Source organism: Paenibacillus lutrae, from assembly GCF_009757775.1.
GTDB lineage: Bacteria > Bacillota > Bacilli > Paenibacillales > NBRC-103111 > Paenibacillus_F > Paenibacillus_F lutrae.
In genome coordinates, this window is sequence record NZ_RHLK01000002.1 from 361981 (window position 1) to 379686 (window position 17706).

Consider the following 17706-nt stretch of genomic DNA (forward strand, 5'->3'; position numbering starts at 1 on the left):
GCATGAGAACCGTATTATTCGTTACGACTGTTGATACAACTGTGCGGGCCTTCCTCCTGCCGCATATCCGGTATTTTCTGGAGAGGGGCTATCATGTGGAGATCGCGACGGGTGTGCTGGACAGGAATTGGCTTGAGCGGCAGCTTCCTGATGTTCCGTTACACGCTATTTCTTTTCATAGAAGCATTAAGAGCCCCGATAACTTAAAAGCATTCCTGGCGATCAGGAAGCTGCTGCTTACGAATAAATATGATCTTATTCATGTGCACACGCCTATAGCTTCTTTTGTCACAAGGCTGGCGAGCATTTTCACAAGATCTCAAGTGCTGTATACGGCTCATGGATTTCACTTTAACGAGAATGGAAGTTTCCTTGGAAACTTCCTTTTTAAATGGGCGGAGAAACTAGCCGGGTACCGAACGGATAAGCTGATTGTTATTAATACGGACGATAAGAATGCGGCTTCGCAAATTGTCCCTGCCCACAAAATTTCTTATATTAAGGGTGTCGGTATTGACACGGAGCTGTATAAACCGGCAGTGGATGAAGGATCTAGAGCCGCGTTTAAGCATGAACTGGGTATAGCCCCTCGAACCAAGGTCGTCACCCATATTGCTGAATTTAACGGCAACAAGAGGCAGATTGATGTCGTAGAGGCTGTCGATTGTTTGAAGAAGAGCGGTGTAGAAGACTTTATCGTGCTTCTCGTGGGGAACGGAAGCAGTTTGGAAGAAATTCAAGAGATCATCAGATCCAAAAATTTAGAAGACCGAATCCAGTGTTTAGGATACCGAAGCGATATAGCAGAGGTACTGAGCATCTCGGATATCGGTCTTTTGGTTTCTTTAAGGGAAGGTTTGCCCCGATCCATCATGGAGATGATGGCGATGGAGATTCCTGTCATTGCCACCGAGATCCGGGGAAACCGGGATCTTATCCGCGATGGAGAAACGGGGTATTTGGTGCCTGTCAAAAGTCCGGAACTGTTGGCTCAAAAAATGAAGGAGCTCTTGGTGAACGAGGAACGCAGACGATTGTTCGGCCAAAATGCGCGCGAGCGTGTTCTAACAGAGTTCGCACTTCCAAGAATCATTACAAATATGGAACTGGTATATAAGGAGTTGGGGATATGAAGGTATTGGTTACGGGCGGAGCAGGTTTTATCGGTTCTCATGTGGTGGATCAACTGATTCAAGAAAACCATCAGGTTGTTATAACGGATAACCTGAGCACAGGTAATGAAGCATATTTAAACCCCGAAGCGAAGTTCTATCACGTATCCATTGAATCCGATGATATGGGGGCGATATTCGCATCGGAGTCTCCTGAGGTCGTCATTCATCTTGCCGCTCAGATTGATGTTCAGAAATCGCTGCATGATCCCCAGTATGATGCGGCGATTAACATTCTAGGTACAATCCATCTATTGGAACTTTGCAAAACTCATCAAACCCGCAAGTTTATATACTCTTCTTCTGCTGCTGTGTATGGCAATCCGAACTACTTGGCGATTGACGAACAGCATCCCATCCAGCCTTTGTCCTCCTACGGCATTTCCAAATATACGCCTGAGAAATATATCCGCATGTATGCGGATTTAACGGGCCTCGATTACACTATTCTGCGCTACGCGAATGTATACGGGGCGAGGCAGATCCCTAAGGGTGAGGGCGGTGTAGTCTCCATATTCGTAGACAAACTTCTTGCCGGAGAGAGCCCGATCATTTTTGGGGACGGCCTGCAGACCCGGGATTTTATTTATGTAGGAGACGTTGCAAGAGCCAATATAGCAGCCATGTATGAGGGAAGTCGCGAAGTTGTTAATATCAGCACGAATTCACCCACCTCTGTTTCTGATTTGTACAGCATAATCGCAGATATCTATAAGACGGATTTGCGTCCTCAGCTTGCACAAGCGAGAGACGGCGATATTCTGCACAGTTATCTGGATAATGCCAAAGCTGCGCGGGTTCTGGGATGGAAACCGCAGATTAGTCTTCTTGAGGGTCTTAACAAGACAGTCGAGTATTACCAATCCATTCACAAGACGAAGGTACTGCTGTAATCAGTTAGAGATAGGAATTGGAGGGACCGGTATGAAGGTGAAAAAAGCGATAATTCCCGCAGCTGGCTTAGGGACCCGATTTCTCCCGGCAACGAAGGCACAGCCCAAAGAAATGCTGCCCATTGTAGATAAGCCGACGATTCAATATATTGTGGAAGAAGCAATTGAATCCGGAATTGAAGATATTCTAATCATCAGCGGACGCGGGAAAAGAGCGATAGAGGACCATTTCGATAAGTCTTTCGAGCTCGAAGAAACTTTGGAGAACAAAGGGAAATTCGAAGAGCTGGAACGAATCAGGGAAATATCCAATTTGGCTAATATTCATTATATCCGACAAAAAGAGCCTAAGGGATTAGGTCATGCTATATACTGCGCCAAGACATTTATCGGCAATGAACCCTTTGCCGTTCTTCTGGGGGATGATATCGTTCAATCCGCTAAACCATGCACCCGGCAATTGATGGAAGTCTATGAGGAACACCAGTCCACTGTTGTCGGAGTCCAGTGGGTGCCTGACCAGGATGTTCACAAATACGGAATCGTGGATGCGGGAGGGCAGGCGGTACATTCCAATATCATTACCATACGTTCCCTGGTGGAGAAACCTGCCGTAGGAAGCGCGCCATCCAATTATGCGATCATGGGGCGGTACATCTTATGCCCTGAGATTTTTGATATTCTCGAGACCCAAGAGGAAGGTGCAGGGGGAGAAATTCAATTGACGGATGCCATTCGCAAACTGAACGATATTCATCCGGTGCTCGCTTATCAGTTCGATGGAGTCCGTTACGATGTCGGTGATAAATTCGGTTTTATTAAAGCAACGATAGATTTCGCACTTCAGAGAGAAGATCTCAGACAGGAAGTCCGCAGTTATCTTCACCGGATTTTTGAGAAAGAGCTTATGGTTCAGGGAGGAATATTATGAACAGGATCGGTGTGATCGGGACTGGATATGTCGGTTTAGTATCGGGAACATGTTTTGCGGAAGTAGGGCATAAGGTTGTCTGCTGCGACATTGATGAGTCCAAAATAACCCGCTTGAAGCAATTCAATATCCCAATCTTTGAGCCCGGATTAGAGGAACTGGTGAAGAAGAATGCCGCAGAGGGCAGACTTTCCTTCTCTTCTGATATTGCCGGCGTCATTAAGGACTCGGCTGTTATCTTTATTGCAGTCGGCACCCCGATGTCAGCCAGCGGCGAGGCGGATCTTAGTTATGTTAAAGAAGCGGCAAGAATGATAGGCCGCAATATGAATACACATAAGATCATCGTGACCAAAAGTACCGTCCCGGTCGGAACCGGCCGTCTTCTGGAATCCTTAATCCGTGACAATCTCCCGGACTCCTCGCAGACTTTCGACGTTGTCTCGAATCCCGAATTTCTAAGAGAAGGCTCCGCTATCCATGATTGCATGAATATGGAGAGAGCTGTAATAGGAGCCGGCAATGCTCAAGCGGCAGAGGCAATTGCGGAGCTGCATGCCCCCTTTGAAACCACTATTTTCAAGACCAGCCTTGAGAGTGCAGAGATGATTAAATACGCAGCGAATACTTTTCTGGCTACGAAAATTTCCTTCATCAATGCGATCGCCAATATTTGCGGCAAAGTGGGGGCGGATGTAACAGAAGTAGCCGCCGGAATGGGCCTGGACAGCCGGATCGGCAATAAGTTTCTGCAGGCTGGCATCGGGTATGGCGGCTCTTGTTTTCCCAAAGACACGTATGCTCTTAAACATATTGCGGAGGAAGCCGGCTACTCCTTCAAATTACTCGAAGCTGTCATTGAGACGAATGAAAATCAGCGCCTCTTAATTATGGATGGACTGGTTCAGTCACTAGGCAGCTTGCGGGGGAAGAAAATAGCTGTGTTAGGACTCTCATTCAAGCCGAATACCGATGATGTGCGCGAAGCCCCCTCTCTCAGCCTGATTCCAAGAATGCTGGAGATGGGCGCAGACGTGTGCGCTTATGATCCGATTGCGATTAGGGAAGCGGGCCAATATCTGCCTGATGAAGTGGACTATGCCCATGAACTTTACGAATGCGTCACGGATTGTGACGCCTGCGTTATTCTAACGGAATGGAGTGAGATAGTGAATATGGATCTGGAGCGTGTACATCGCCTTCTCCGAAGCCCGGTCATGATCGATGGCCGCAATTGCTTCGAGCTGGATGTCATGCGGGCGCATCAATTTGAGTATCACTCGGTTGGACGGCAGGTGATCCGGACGGCGGTGCCTGCGGCTGTTACTGTATAAAATCCCTGTTTCTATATCGGAAGGGAAATCCAATAACAATAAGTGGTGAAACCATGGTGAAAAGAAGTTTTGATTTGATCGTATCCATAACAGGGCTTCTTCTGCTTCTCCCCTTTATTCTTCTTTTGGCATTACTGATCCGTTCGAAGCTGGGGAGTCCGGTCCTTTTTAAGCAGCAGCGGCCCGGACTGCACGGAGAACCTTTTTATGTATACAAATTTAGGACTATGAATAATGAGAAAGATGAGAACGGTGTTCTGCTGCCGGATCATATCAGGCTCACTGCATTTGGCAAGGTGCTTAGAAAATTAAGTTTGGATGAACTACCCCAGTTGGCGAATGTTCTAAAAGGAGATCTGAGTCTGGTGGGTCCCCGTCCGCTTCTGATGGATTATTTAAATCGCTATACACCTGAGCAAGCGAGAAGACACAGTGTCAAACCAGGGATTACCGGCTGGGCTCAAGTGAATGGAAGAAACGCGATCACCTGGGAGCAGAAGTTTGAACTTGACGTATGGTATGTGGATCATCAATCGTTCTGGCTGGATATGAGAATTTTGCTGCTCACGTTCAAGAAAGTATTCAAGTCGGAAGGAATAAGCCAAGCGGGTCATGTAACGATGCCTGCATTTATGGGGATGGATGATAAAGGGAGTAACGCTCCGTTATGAAGGATCTTATTATCGTTGGTGCGGGAGGACAGGGGCGGGAAACCGTCCAGCTGGTCCGCGACATCAACCGAAATACTAGCGAGTGGAACCTGCTCGGATTTTTGGATGATCGTGAGGAACTTCTGGATAAGCAGGTGATGGGATTCCCTGTCTTAGGAGATTTGAATAAGCTGGCCGATTCGCCTTACAATCAAGCTTATTTCATATGTGCAGTAGGGGACTCCCTGGTAAGACTGGAAATAGTCGGAAGGATGAAAGAAATTCAACCGGCTTGCGCTTTTGCAACATTAATCCATCCTACGGCGGTGATCGGGGATCGAATACATATTGGTGAAGGAACTGTAATCTGTGCTCAATGTGTAGTGACTACGAATATCCGCATCGGGGACCATGTGCTTGTTAATTATTGCTCCAGTATAGGCCATGATTCCGCTTTGGAGGAAGGGGTCACCCTGCTTCCCGGATCCAGAATATCTGGCGGCGCTATACTTGGACAATCTTGCAGTATTGGCTCAGGTGCTGTTGTTCTGCCCGGTATTGATATTGGGCATGGCGCGATTATTGGTGCAGGTGCTGTTGTCAATAGATCGATTCCTTCGTGGAGTACAGCAGTGGGTGTCCCGGCAAAAGTTATCAAATCCCATAATAAGAACTGGCAGGTGCTGTGAAAATGAGTCGTGTTTATTTATCGCCTCCGCATATCGGAGAAAAGGAACAAGAATACGTACGTGAAGCCTTTTCTTCGAACTGGATTGCTCCTCTTGGTCCACACGTGGATGCCTTCGAGCAAGAGATCGCCGCTTATGTTGGAACAGCCGGAGCTGCCGCTTTGAGTTCAGGGACAGCGGCTTTGCATCTTGCTCTCAAATTAGTCGGCGTTAGTCGTGGTGATAGCGTCTTTTGTTCGTCCCTTACTTTTGTAGCAAGTGCCAATCCTATCCTCTATGAGGGCGCCGCTCCCGTATTTATCGATTCCGAGCCGGATAGCTGGAATATGTCCCCTCTGGCATTGGAACGTGCATTCTTACAGGCGGAGAAGAACGGGAAATTGCCTAAAGCCGTTGTCGTTGTAAATTTGTATGGACAGAGTGCGGATTATGACGCAATTCTCGCACTTTGCGACAGCTATCAGGTACCGGTTATTGAAGATGCGGCGGAATCGCTAGGAGCTACATACCAAGGTAAAGCAAGCGGAACGCTCGGTAAGTTCGGCATTTTCTCTTTTAACGGAAACAAAATCATTACCACCTCCGGCGGAGGCATGCTCGTATCCGATGACACGGAAGCTCTGGAGAAGGCGCGCTTTTGGGCGACCCAGGCCAGGGATCAGGCTCCGCATTACCAGCATAGTGAAACAGGGTATAACTATAGACTTAGTAATATACTGGCCGGTGTGGGACGTGGACAGCTGCAGGTTTTGGAGGATAGGGTGAATGCCCGCAGACAAGTTTTTGAGAGATATAACAAAGCGCTGGGTGAAATCGAAGGAATCCGTTTTATGCCGGAGGCTGAGTACGGAAGATCGACCCGCTGGCTGACCACTCTGACAATCGATCCGGACATAACGGGGGTGAGCGCTTCCGAGATCTTGAACAAACTTACCTCTGACAGCATTGAAGCAAGGCCGGTTTGGAAACCGCTGCACCTGCAACCTCTCTTTAAAGAGAGCAGTTACTACTCGCACCTTGAGGAAAATAGTGTGTCCGAACGCTTATTCCAAACGGGAATCTGTATTCCTTCCGGTTCCAGCCTATCTGAGTCGGATCAGAATCGCGTCATTGATCACATATTATCGGTTGTAAAATATGCCGTTCGTTAATTGGCTGGTATGGATGGTATACCCGGGGTGGATGAACGTATGACTTCAGAAAATGAAAGAATGTACCTCATTTGGGAACTGGAACAATTTATCCAAAAGGTAGAGGAGACGAATGAACCTGCAGAGACTCTTCAGCCGTTCATGGATGATATTAGAAGTATTATGATTAAACATGTAAAAGTAGCCGGCAGCATCAATTTGTACCCTGTCGACAGATAGCGATGGTTGGATCAATCCCCTAAGGACTTCATTGTTCTTAGGGGATTTTTTTGTTTGGGCGAAGTGAAGTGGGGATTGGGATGGGAATCATTTATAAAAAACTCTTAAAATGCAAAAAAACATAGATTTTCCTCTTGATTTGTTACATATTGTATCTTATAATAATTTACAATACAGAATGTAACAAGTTGCGACAATAAGCATCAAATGAAGAGGGTGTAGAACGCGCATGAAATCTTTGGATCTGGTCTATTGCATTCACTGTGGATCAATCGTTTCGCGGACGCAGGCAGATAAGATTTTCAAAACCGGTTTTTACCGGGTGTCCATTCCGCTCGCCAGCTGCAAAAGCTGTGTGACTCCAAGCTCGAATTCGCATGCCAGCGGTACTTCACAGCCTAATGGCCGTGCGGAGGATTATGTGGCGCCGCTTCCGTTAATGGCCTGAGCAGCAGCCGTGTAACGAGTGCCGCGTTGGTTAAACAAGAGGAGAGATGGCATACCGCTAGACGGCATCCAAGCCGGAACCGTGGCCGTTGTATGCCTGCTTTATTTGATGCTGAGTATTACCTTGTTATCGGCAGGATTATGATCGCTGTAATAGAATTGAGTGCTCCTGGTCGTTCTTCTTAGCACAAAAACCGCTTCAGCCCCGAATAGGGCTGAGCGGTTTTTTATTGCGGGAAGAAGTAGGGCTATTCTTAGCGAGATATTCCACATGGGATTGATTAGCTCAGCTTGTAAGGGCTCCCCTATTATATAGAAGAAATAAGTCTGCGCATCAGGTGTTAAAGAGGTGTTTGTAGGGCGCATAATCAATCTTTTCTTTCTCCAGAAAAACCATCAGGCTGCGGTAATCCCTCTTCGGGGTCGCAATGATGTAGCCTTTGATGCAGTGATCTCGGGTAACCTCGGATGCCTTCTCCTCAAGCGCCACCTCAGCGATCTTGGCTGCGATCGAATGTTTGGCAATATCACGGAAGGGTCCGGGTACGGGAGAAACTAATTTGTTGAGAAAAGCCTTGGATTCATCCGTCCACATGTGACGGGACTTCTCGACATAATAATTCTGCCAGTCGAGCTTCGATTTTCCATCTGCTTTGGGAAGAACTTTGAGGAACTTACGGAACATAAAAAATCCGCCGATCGCCATCATACCGAGCAGCACGAAGGGCCATATGCTAATAAACCACATAAACAAAGAATTGTTGTTCATGGAAAAAGTTCACCTCTACACGATTATATCCGCGGGCAGCGAGTTTATACTTGTGTGAGCCGCTCAACAGATACTTGAAATTATACCTTATTTCTGGCTTTCTTGCGATATTGCCTGTAAAATAGGGTGAAAAGAATTTACAAAGCAAGGAGCCTTATTATGATAAAAATCGGTTCACACGTTTCGTTTTCCGACAAAGGACTACTAAACGCGGCCCAGGAAGCCGTATCTTACGGCTCCGGCACGTTTATGATTTATACAGGAGCACCTCAGAATACACGACGGAAGCCTATCGAGACTCAGTTTGTCGAAGAGGGACAAGCCCTGATGCAGGAGCATGGAATCGGCGAGATCGTCGTGCATGCCCCTTATATTATTAATCTGGGTTCCTACAAAGACAACACGTACGAGCTCGCCGTTCAATTTCTACAGGACGAAATCCGCCGCACCGACTATCTGGGCGTCAACAATATCGTCCTGCACCCGGGCGCATTTACGGATAAAGATGCCGAATACGGACTTGCCCGCATTTCAGAGGGACTGAATGAAGTGCTTGAAGGGATCAAGGACACGAAGGTTCATATTGCGCTTGAGACGATGGCTGGCAAAGGCACCGAGATGGGCCGCAGCTTCGAGGAAATCGCGCAGATCATCGACAAGGTCGATAATAACGGCCGCCTGACCGTTTGTCTCGATACCTGCCACATTCATGACGCAGGCTATGACATCGTCAATGACCTGGACGGCGTGCTGGATCAATTCGACCGTACCGTAGGACTTGAGCGCATCGGCGTCGTTCACCTGAACGACAGCAAGAACCGCCGCGGCGCTTCCAAAGACCGGCATGCTCCGGTAGGAGCGGGCTGGATTGGTTTTGAAGCGATGAACCGCGTGGTCCATCACGAGAAGCTGCGTCACCTGCCGCTGATTCTCGAGACGCCTTGGATCGGTAAAGACGCCAAGACACAGCGTCCGATGTACGAGATCGAGATCGCGATGCTGAGCGGGACCGTGCTGAGCCGTTTCGGCGAATCGTTCGGTGAGGACCTGGAGCGTCTGACTTTCTTTTTCGACAAGAAAGAAGTGGACCCGCGTGAGTTTGTCCTGTCTACATGGGCTTTGCTCAAAGACGATGCCAAGGCCAAAAAAGCGGACGGCCGCGAGCCGATGGAACGCCTCTACGATATGATCGCAGAAGAGCGTCTCTTCCCGGAATTGACCGAAGAGCAGATCAATCACCGCCTGACCGCGTGGCTTGCCGGTAAAGAATTGCTTAAATCTTTGTAAGTCCAGATTCAGGCCCCGCGCCTGATGAACAATTAAGCATAGGAATAAAGGAGCTTGCGTAATTATGGTTGATATAAAAGCATCCGGCGCGTCCGGTAATCATAACCGAGGCAGAATGCTGATTTCCTGCCCGGACCGGCCGGGAATTGTCGCGGCGGTATCCAAATTTCTGTCCGGGTATGGCGCTAATATCGTGCAATCGGACCAGTACACAATGGACCCGGAAGGCGGGATGTTTTTTATCCGCATCGCGTTCGACTTAACGGACCTGGAGAATCGCCAGGAGAAGCTGAAGCAGGATTTTGCAGAGGTAGCGGCTGAATTCTCCATGGAATGGAGCCTGTCGCTGGCCAGCCGCAGAAAACGCCTTGCCATCTTCGTATCCAAGGAAGATCACTGCCTTCTGGAGCTGCTCTGGCACTGGCGCGCCGGCGACCTGGATGCGGACATTGCCATGGTCATCAGCAATCATCCGGATATGGAGTCGCTCGTAGAATCCTTCGGCATTCCGTATTATCACATACCGGTAACGGCGGACACCAAGGCGGAAGTGGAGAAGCGCCACCTGGAGCTGATGAAGGATCAGGTGGACCTGGTTATTCTGGCGAGATACATGCAGATCATACCCCCGTCCTTTATTGAGCGGTATCATAACCGGATTATTAATATCCATCATTCTTTCTTGCCAGCTTTCGTGGGCGCCAAGCCTTATGCCCAAGCGCAAAACCGCGGCGTGAAGCTCATTGGAGCGACGGCTCATTACGTAACGGAAGAGCTGGATGGCGGCCCTATTATCGAGCAGGACGTTCAGCGTGTGAGTCACCGCGATAATGTCGATGATCTGAAGCGCATTGGCCGTCATATTGAGCGTACGGTGCTGGCGCGTGCAGTTTCCCTGCATACAGAAGACCGTATTCTCGTTCATCAGAACAAGACCGTCGTTTTCAGCAAATAACTTATATGTCGGCTCAAGCAAGCACGCCCTTATCGGAAGACGGGGCGTGCTTGTCTTTTAGGAACCGGTTTGACTTGTTGGCCGTAAAATTTAAAAGCACACAGACACCAAAGACCCCGCTAAGTTTATACCTTACCGGGGTCTTTTGGCGCTTAAATCCGTGGCCAGTCCCTGCTCGTTGAAGCTCAATCAGCCTCCGCGATCATCCCAGGGATCATTTGCGCGGTCCGCTCATGATGCGTCCAAGCAAGCCCAGCAGCAGGCCATAGATGAGATGGCCGGCAACCCACCAGACGAGCGCAGCTCCGTCACTCAGCTCGGGTGTCCGGGCTGACAGCAGCGTCAGCGGGACGAATAGCGGGACAGGGACAAGGCCGAGCAGAAGCCCCGGCAGCCAGGGCCGGGAGTATCTTCTGAGCAGCACGGCGAAGGCCGCACCCAGACCGAGAGAGACGGCAAGATGCAGGGAGAATTCGAACCATTCCGGCAGGTCCTTTTGGAAGCCCGGAATAAAGTCGACATTGAGCAGGAGTGTGTACACACGGGTAAATTGGTAGAACTCGACCGTTTTGAACATGAGGCCGAGAATAATTCCGGGAACCAGACCGTAAATAAGTATTTGGCTCCAAAGAGCCGGTTGTAAATGGGCCGGGACCTTTTTCATTGAAAAACCGCTCCTTCTGCTGGTGGGTTTCTTAGAGAGTATCCGTTGAAGAGGATTACGCAATTTGTTTGCGGTTTCGAATTTTATCTTTATAATGGAGAGAATAGCAATAGTATACCACGAGACTTTTAATAGGAGGATTTACACATGCCTGCAAGCAATACGACTATTCAGCAACTTGCTGTACACACGATCCGTACGCTCGGTATCGATGCGATTGAGAAAGCTAATTCCGGTCATCCCGGTATCGTTATGGGAGCCGCTCCAATGGCTTATACTTTGTTCGCGCACCAGATGAAACATAACCCGCAGAACCCGTCATGGATCAATCGTGACCGTTTTGTTTTGTCCGCAGGACACGGTTCTATGCTGCTCTACGCTATTCTGCATCTGACCGGATATGATCTTCCGATGGAAGAGATCAAGAACTTCCGCCAATGGGGAAGTCTGACTCCAGGACACCCGGAATTCGGCCACACGGCAGGTGTTGACGCAACGACCGGACCGCTCGGACAAGGGATCGGGATGGCAGTCGGTATGGCGATGGCTGAAGCGCACCTGGGCGGTCTCTATAACCGTGATAACTTCCCGGTTATTGATCACTATACCTATGCAATCTGCGGTGACGGCGACATGATGGAAGGCGTGGCTTCCGAGGCGGTCTCTCTAGCGGCTACACTGAAGCTGGGCAAGCTTATCGTGATGTACGATTCCAACGATATTTCACTCGATGGCGATCTGCATGTATCTTTCACAGAGAACGTACATAAGCGCTTTGAAGCCTACGGCTGGCAGGTTATCCGCGTAGAGGAGCAGAACGATCTCGATGCTCTGAACCGTGCGGTTGAAGAAGCCAAAGCGGATACGACCCGCCCGACTCTGATCGAAGTGAAAACGACGATCGGTTATGGCAGCCCGAACAAAGGCGGCATCGGCGGTCATGGAGGCACACACGGTTCACCGCTTGGACTGGATGAAGTGAAACTGACCAAAGAATTCTACGGCTGGTCATTCGAAGAAGATTTCCACGTGCCTGCCGAAGTTCGTGAGCATTATGCAGCTGTGAAGGAAAGAGGCGTTCAAGCCGAGCAAGAATGGACGAGCCTCTTCGAAGACTACCGCAAAGCCTACCCTGAACTTGCCGAGCAGTTTGAACTGGGCCAAAGCGGCAAGCTGCCGGAAGGCTGGGATAAAGACCTGCCGGTGTATACGCCGCAAGACAAGGCGATTGCAACCCGCGCAGCGTCCGGTAATGCACTGAACGCAATCGCCAAGAATATTCCTTACTTCTTCGGCGGATCGGCCGACCTTGCAAGTTCCAACAATACCGAAATCAAAGGCGCAGCGATTTTCAATGCCGAGAACTATGCCGGCCGCAACATCTGGTTCGGCGTGCGTGAGTTCGGCATGGGAACCGCTCTGAACGGCATCAGTCTGCACGGCGGTCTTCGTGTATATGGAGCTACGTTCTTCGTATTCTCGGATTACCTGCGTCCAGCGATCCGTCTGGCTGCCCTGATGAAGCAGCCGGTCGTTTATGTCTTCACGCATGACAGCATCGGCGTCGGCGAAGACGGACCGACCCATGAGCCGGTCGAACAACTGGCGGCGCTTCGCGTGATCCCGGGCATGACTGTTCTCCGTCCGGCGGACGGCAACGAGACATCCGAAGCATGGCGCTATGCGGTTGAGAACCAGGAAGGCCCGGTAGCTCTAATCCTGACCCGTCAGAACTTGCCGCAGCTTGAAGGTACAGCCCAATACGCACGTGAGCAGTTCACTAAAGGCGCGTATGTGGTATCGGATGCACCGAATGGTCAGCCGGATGCCCTGATTCTCGCAACCGGTTCTGAGGTTCAGCACGGTGTAGCGGCTCAGAAATTGCTGGCTGAAGAAGGCATCCACGTTCGTGTAGTCAGCATGCCTAGCTGGGAGCTTTTCGAGAAGCAGTCACAGGAATACAAAGATTCCGTCCTGCTTCCGAATGTCAAGAAGCGTCTTGGCGTAGAAATGGCTTACCCGCTTGGATGGGAACGCTATGTGGGAGACGAAGGTTCCATCCTTGCCATCTCCACATTCGGTGCTTCCGCGCCTGGCGACCTGCTTATCAAGGAATTCGGATTTACAGCAGAGAACGTCGCTTCCCGCGTCAAAGACCTGCTTAAATAAATAGGGTAATGCACCGGGGGCGGTCCTGTCATAGGCCGTCCTTCCGTGCATCCGCTCATCATGAGGAGGAGAAAGTATGTCTAAGTTTGAAAATGTAACGGTAATCAAGCAAGCGAATGTATACTTTGATGGAAAAGTGACGAGCCGTGCGGTTATTTTCGGGGACGGCACTAAAAAAACACTCGGAATTATGCTGCCGGGTGAGTATGAATTCGGTACGGATGCCAAAGAAATTATGGAGATTCTAGCCGGAGATCTGCGCGTTCTTCTGCCGGGCAGTTCGGAATGGATCGAAATACAGGGCCAAGGCGAGTTTACAGTGCCGGCCAACGCCAAATTTAAGCTGGAAATCCGTACGGTGACGGACTATTGCTGCTCCTACATTGCGGAGTAACAACAACTGTTAACACGGTATTGGCCGAGATTGATCCCATACAAATTGCTAGGTCTACACCGGCGCAGTTGCACAAACAACTTGATATTCTTGGCATTCTCCCGATTTCCGTGAATACATAATTCGTGAACACACAATTTCCGTGCATACAAAGAGCCCTCTCAGACTTATGGTCAAGCCCCAATATTGTAGACAATGAAAAAAGCCCTATGAACTGAACTGTTTAATGACAAAGCGGCAGACCATATTCTGGTCCGCCGCTTCAATGATTGAACTATCGTTCCCAGTTAGTTGAAGGTACATGGATCTGTATTTTATGAATTGAATACTTCTCTATTTGCTTTAACAACATCATTAATGGAAAATGTACCACCTGAAGCTACCAGCTTTTCCATCACCTTATCGCGCAGAAATGGTGCTTTTTCTTTATTCGCTTTAGTTAAGGCTATGGTTAGTTGCTCTTTTGTAAGTTCGGTGCAGTACGCAGGGGTTCCTGGCTGTTGTCTCCACGAATCGCTTAAAGAACCACTATCTACAGAGTCGAAGCCTAGATCGTTTGCGATACCCATAATTATTTGTTTATGGGATAGGTCATCACCAGCAATCGCTATGGCAATGCGTCCATGAGTCCCTTCGGGAGTTCCATGATGTTCTAACGTATAGGCTAAGAAATTGTTGAAAGCTTTAATGATAGGTCTACCTAAATGTTTGGATACCCAAACACTTTCAACCATCCCGTTCTCAATTTCTTCGATTTTACCGCTCATTTGAGGATAATAATTTGAAGTGTCTACAACGACTACTTCCTCCCCAACTTTATCTATAATGTTGCGAATGCTTGGTAACGCGTGGAAAGGGATCGATGTTATAAGAACATCAATATTTTTAATCACATCTTCTACAATCACAGGTGTTCCTGTAAGATTTTTCCCTTCCAAGCGTTCAATCCCACGAGCATCTGCAATCTTGACATCATGTCTATTATCAACCAATTTTTTCGCAATATTAGATCCAATTGGTCCTGCACCTATAATTCCAAATCTCATTTCCTTTCCTCCAATATCCTATTTTAGGGTCCCCTGATTGAGTAATCTGTGTACATGTACTAATATATATACGTTGCTCGGAAATTTGAAGAAGGCAATTAAAATTGACATAGTACACTTTTTCGTACCTAACAGCAGAAATGAGTTGACTAAGGTGTCTAGAATAAATGAAGATGGATTTAGTGAAGAATGTAAGAACGATCATAGAGAGGTATATGGCATCGCCTACACTCAAAACATACTTTCGGGACGTTGGAAGTATCTAATACTTTGGTTTTTAAAGTTTAACCCGCATCGATATAATGAAATTAAGACACGTTTATGGGGACTTTCACAAGGATCCCTAACAAAACAACTTCGAGAACTAGAAGCGGATGGCTTAATTAATCGCAAAATTTATCCAGAGGTTCCTCCGCGTGTTGAATATTCATTAACATTAAAAGGAGAGGAATTAATTCCTATTATTGATTTAATGGAAGAATTCGGGAAGAAGTTTGGGGATAAAATAGATTAACCGAAATTGGACATCTTAAATTAATCTGCCCGTTAGCTTAGTGAAGTCCAGTCTAACATTTGATTTATGTCTAATACTCATGCTGTAAATTGTAGTCGATACTCAATTGGCGTCTGTTGTTTTAATTTGTATTCGTTCATTATTGTAAAATCGAATGAGCTCCTCAATTCGTTGTTGAGCCTCGCTAATTGAACTAATATCATAGGGGTAGAGTGCTTCCGTTTTCAGATGCGAGAAAAAACTCTCCATTGCGGCGTTGTCTATACAATTGCCCCGACGTGACATGCTGATTTGAGCGCCGACCTTAGGTAGTAGATCGTGGTATTCGTGGGACGTATATTGGGAACCCTGGTCGCTATGAACGATTAGATCAGCTATCTTACCAGAAGCATCCTTGTGTTGTTTAAAAGCTTTTGCAAAGGTGTTCAGCACCAACTCATTGTCATTTCTAGTGCTTATATGAAACGCTACAATATCATTCCCACACAAATCTTTTATGGCAGACAGATAGAGACGCTGCTCCCCAACGCGGTATTGTGTGATATCTGTAACCCATTTAAGGTTTGGTTTTGTAGCAGTGAATTCTCGATCCAAGAGGTTTGGAGATACTCTGCCATCTGATTGCGCGGTTTGATAATTATTAAAATAGGGACGTTTAACACGAATGATAGATCTAATACCCATTTCTTGCATCAGACGTAATACTTTCTTATGATTCACCTTTTCATTGTACTGACGTTCTAACTCACCTTGGATTCTCCTATAGCCGTACGTTCGCTCACGCTGTAGATAAATCGCCTTTATCCGCTGCTTGATTACGCCATCAGGGTCTGCTTGCTTACGCTTAAGATATCGATAGTATGCGCTCCTCCATACATCAAGTAATTCACATAGCAGAGTCACTGGGTAAAAATCAGATAACTCCTCGATAATTGCATACTTGCCTTTCACACCTCCCGTTTCCAGATTTCTAAGCACTTTTTAGTACCTTATTCTCCCGTTGAAGTTGTTGGTTGTAACGATCCTTATTTATATACTCTTCTCGGCGGCCTCTGTTATCCAATAATCCGTATTCGCCTTGTTTCCTGAATTTATACCCCCATTTACGAACTCTATCTTTATCTTGTATTCCATACTTTTCTGTAATCTGCTTGTACGTCCATTTATCCTCCTCGTGTAAACGAACGGCTTCTTTCCTAACTTCATTTGAATACAATTTATTCGTTTGCTCTCTTTTCCTCATAAAAATACACCCCTAAAGTATCATCGGTTTCCCATATGGGTTTTTCCAATGTCTACTATAAGGGGTGCACTTCATTACGATGAGAGGGCTTTTTGTCGGTCGCAGATATTCTTGTTCATGCAGAAACGATGAAACATTGGAGCGCATATACGCCGGCAAGACCGTTACATTTGGCGGACTTCGCCGCAGCCCCAGGGCGCTCCGGGTTCATCAGCCCTATATGCTGCCTGGCTTACTAAGCTACTTGTCTTTCTTCTCGACGCGTTCGTGCATCCACTCTTCATAGCACTGAATAGCGGCGGCGAGGTCTTCTTCGCCGAGGCCTTTGCTCAGTCCCATCTGGAAGACGGTCGTTGCGGCATGAAGAGCAGGGGCCGGAAGCTGAAACTTTCCGGTCAGTTCCGAAGCGAGCAGCAGGTCTTTCAGCATCAATTTCAGCGAGAACTGGTTGCTGAAATCGCGTTCGATGATCTTAGGTCCTTTGAGCTCAGCCTGCTTGCTGCCGGCAGAGCCGGCTTGTACGATCTGAAGGAACTGCTCAGGCGCGAGCCCGGCTTTGGTCGCGATGGACAAGCCCTCCATCAGTCCGATGGCATTGATGCCGACGATGGTGTTGTGGGCAAGCTTGGCATACGACCCGGAGCCGGAGGGCCCCATGTACAGCACCTTGCTGCCCAGTTCACTCAGCAGCGCATGCTGGCCCTCGAACACATCGCGGTCGCCGCCGACCATGAACACGAGCGTAGCGGCTTCGGCGGCTGGCTTGCTGCCGGTCACTGGCGCGTCGAGGAAGCTTGCATTCCTCGCGCCCAGGTCCGCATGAAGCCGCTGGCTAAGTGAAGGCGAGATTGTGCTGCTGTCGATGACGGTCACTCCGTCTTTGACAGATCGCAGCACACCGTTCTCGCCATAGAACGCGTCTTCTACCACGGAGTCGTTGCTCAGCATGGTGAAGACCACGTCGGCCTGCGCAGCGGCCTCGGCCGGGGTAGCCGCAACCGATGCTCCTGCCCGGGCAAGCTCATCTGTCTTATCCGTGCTGCGGTTATAGACCGTGACGGGATACCCTTTGCGGACCAGATTAAGCGCCATCGGCTTGCCCATGGTTCCCATTCCAATAAATCCGATACGTTTCATGTGTAATCACCTCTTCAAGAGTTGGACGGACATCAACATTTC

Annotated in this window: 20 protein-coding genes; 14 read left to right on the top strand and 6 right to left on the bottom strand. The window is 48.4% G+C overall.

The features are described 5' to 3' along the window. The first annotated feature begins 2 nt into the window (after positions 1-2). From EDM21_RS03980 to EDM21_RS04020, 9 genes are all read left to right on the top strand, one after another. Positions 3-1133 (top strand): glycosyltransferase family 4 protein, encoded by a 1131-nt coding sequence (locus EDM21_RS03980; RefSeq protein ID WP_157333108.1) that lies wholly within the window; start codon positions 3-5, stop codon positions 1131-1133. Continuing rightward, positions 1130-2065 (top strand): NAD-dependent epimerase/dehydratase family protein, encoded by a 936-nt coding sequence (locus EDM21_RS03985; RefSeq protein WP_157333110.1) that lies wholly within the window; start codon positions 1130-1132, stop codon positions 2063-2065. The genes EDM21_RS03980 and EDM21_RS03985 overlap by 4 nt, the downstream gene beginning before the upstream one ends. 31 nt (positions 2066-2096) lie before the next feature. Next, positions 2097-2996 (top strand): UTP--glucose-1-phosphate uridylyltransferase GalU, encoded by a 900-nt coding sequence (galU, locus tag EDM21_RS03990; protein ID WP_157333112.1) that lies wholly within the window; start codon positions 2097-2099, stop codon positions 2994-2996. After that, positions 2993-4330, top strand: a complete 1338-nt coding sequence (gene tuaD, locus EDM21_RS03995; protein WP_157333114.1) for a UDP-glucose 6-dehydrogenase TuaD — start codon at positions 2993-2995, stop codon at positions 4328-4330. Before galU ends, tuaD begins: the two co-directional genes overlap by 4 nt. A 56-nt stretch (positions 4331-4386) precedes the next feature. Then, positions 4387-5001, top strand: a complete 615-nt coding sequence (locus EDM21_RS04000) for a sugar transferase (protein ID WP_338043940.1) — start codon at positions 4387-4389, stop codon at positions 4999-5001. Beyond that, on the top strand, positions 4998-5669 hold the full coding sequence (locus EDM21_RS04005; RefSeq protein ID WP_157333118.1) for an acetyltransferase: 672 nt from the start codon (positions 4998-5000) through the stop codon (positions 5667-5669). Before EDM21_RS04000 ends, EDM21_RS04005 begins: the two co-directional genes overlap by 4 nt. A gap of 2 nt (positions 5670-5671) precedes the next feature. Then, positions 5672-6820 carry a DegT/DnrJ/EryC1/StrS family aminotransferase gene (locus EDM21_RS04010; RefSeq protein ID WP_157333120.1) on the top strand — a complete coding sequence of 383 codons (1149 nt, stop codon included), beginning with the start codon at positions 5672-5674 and terminating at the stop codon, positions 6818-6820. A 39-nt stretch (positions 6821-6859) separates the two neighbouring features. Then, positions 6860-7039: a hypothetical protein gene (locus EDM21_RS04015; RefSeq protein ID WP_157333122.1), complete on the top strand. Its 180-nt coding sequence runs from the start codon at positions 6860-6862 to the stop codon at positions 7037-7039. A gap of 229 nt (positions 7040-7268) precedes the next feature. Next, positions 7269-7487, top strand: coding sequence for a hypothetical protein (locus EDM21_RS04020; protein WP_157333124.1), 219 nt, complete (start codon positions 7269-7271; stop codon positions 7485-7487). A gap of 333 nt (positions 7488-7820) precedes the next feature. Here EDM21_RS04020 and EDM21_RS04025 read toward each other — a convergent pair whose 3' ends face one another. Next, positions 7821-8255: a DUF2621 domain-containing protein gene (locus EDM21_RS04025; RefSeq protein ID WP_157333126.1), complete on the bottom strand. Its 435-nt coding sequence runs from the start codon at positions 8253-8255 to the stop codon at positions 7821-7823. A gap of 159 nt (positions 8256-8414) precedes the next feature. On the opposite strand from EDM21_RS04025, the gene EDM21_RS04030 reads away from it, so the two are divergent. Both EDM21_RS04030 and purU read left to right on the top strand, forming a co-directional pair. Then, positions 8415-9542: a deoxyribonuclease IV gene (locus tag EDM21_RS04030; RefSeq protein ID WP_157333127.1), complete on the top strand. Its 1128-nt coding sequence runs from the start codon at positions 8415-8417 to the stop codon at positions 9540-9542. Positions 9543-9606: 64 nt separating this feature from the next. Further along, complete coding sequence (gene purU / locus EDM21_RS04035) at positions 9607-10497, top strand: formyltetrahydrofolate deformylase (RefSeq protein WP_157333129.1); 891 nt, start codon at positions 9607-9609, stop codon at positions 10495-10497. Between the two features lie 214 nt (positions 10498-10711). Here purU and EDM21_RS04040 read toward each other — a convergent pair whose 3' ends face one another. Continuing rightward, positions 10712-11161 carry a hypothetical protein gene (locus tag EDM21_RS04040; protein WP_157333131.1) on the bottom strand — a complete coding sequence of 150 codons (450 nt, stop codon included), beginning with the start codon at positions 11159-11161 and terminating at the stop codon, positions 10712-10714. 147 nt (positions 11162-11308) lie between these two features. On the opposite strand from EDM21_RS04040, the gene tkt reads away from it, so the two are divergent. Both tkt and ppnP read left to right on the top strand, forming a co-directional pair. Continuing rightward, the gene (gene tkt / locus EDM21_RS04045) at positions 11309-13330 is read left to right on the top strand and encodes a transketolase (RefSeq protein WP_157333133.1); all 2022 of its coding nucleotides are present in this window, start codon (positions 11309-11311) and stop codon (positions 13328-13330) included. Between the two features lie 76 nt (positions 13331-13406). Next, on the top strand, positions 13407-13724 hold the full coding sequence (gene ppnP / locus EDM21_RS04050; RefSeq protein ID WP_157333135.1) for a pyrimidine/purine nucleoside phosphorylase: 318 nt from the start codon (positions 13407-13409) through the stop codon (positions 13722-13724). 314 nt (positions 13725-14038) lie between these two features. On the opposite strand, the gene EDM21_RS04055 is transcribed toward ppnP, so the two are convergent. Next, positions 14039-14770 (bottom strand): NADPH-dependent F420 reductase, encoded by a 732-nt coding sequence (locus EDM21_RS04055; protein WP_157333137.1) that lies wholly within the window; start codon positions 14768-14770, stop codon positions 14039-14041. 154 nt (positions 14771-14924) lie between these two features. Between EDM21_RS04055 and EDM21_RS04060 the strand changes: the two genes are divergently transcribed. Next, positions 14925-15284, top strand: coding sequence for a winged helix-turn-helix transcriptional regulator (locus tag EDM21_RS04060; protein WP_338043922.1), 360 nt, complete (start codon positions 14925-14927; stop codon positions 15282-15284). A 102-nt stretch (positions 15285-15386) separates the two neighbouring features. Here EDM21_RS04060 and EDM21_RS04065 read toward each other — a convergent pair whose 3' ends face one another. The 3 genes from EDM21_RS04065 to EDM21_RS04075 all read right to left on the bottom strand — a co-directional run bounded on the left by EDM21_RS04065 (position 15387) and on the right by EDM21_RS04075 (position 17664). Next, positions 15387-16235 (bottom strand): IS3 family transposase, encoded by an 849-nt coding sequence (locus EDM21_RS04065; protein WP_157333140.1) that lies wholly within the window; start codon positions 16233-16235, stop codon positions 15387-15389. Positions 16236-16254: 19 nt separating this feature from the next. Then, positions 16255-16527, bottom strand: coding sequence for a helix-turn-helix domain-containing protein (locus EDM21_RS04070; RefSeq protein WP_157333142.1), 273 nt, complete (start codon positions 16525-16527; stop codon positions 16255-16257). Between the two features lie 240 nt (positions 16528-16767). Then, complete coding sequence (locus EDM21_RS04075; RefSeq protein WP_157333144.1) at positions 16768-17664, bottom strand: NAD(P)-dependent oxidoreductase; 897 nt, start codon at positions 17662-17664, stop codon at positions 16768-16770. Positions 17665-17706 lie beyond the last annotated feature (42 nt).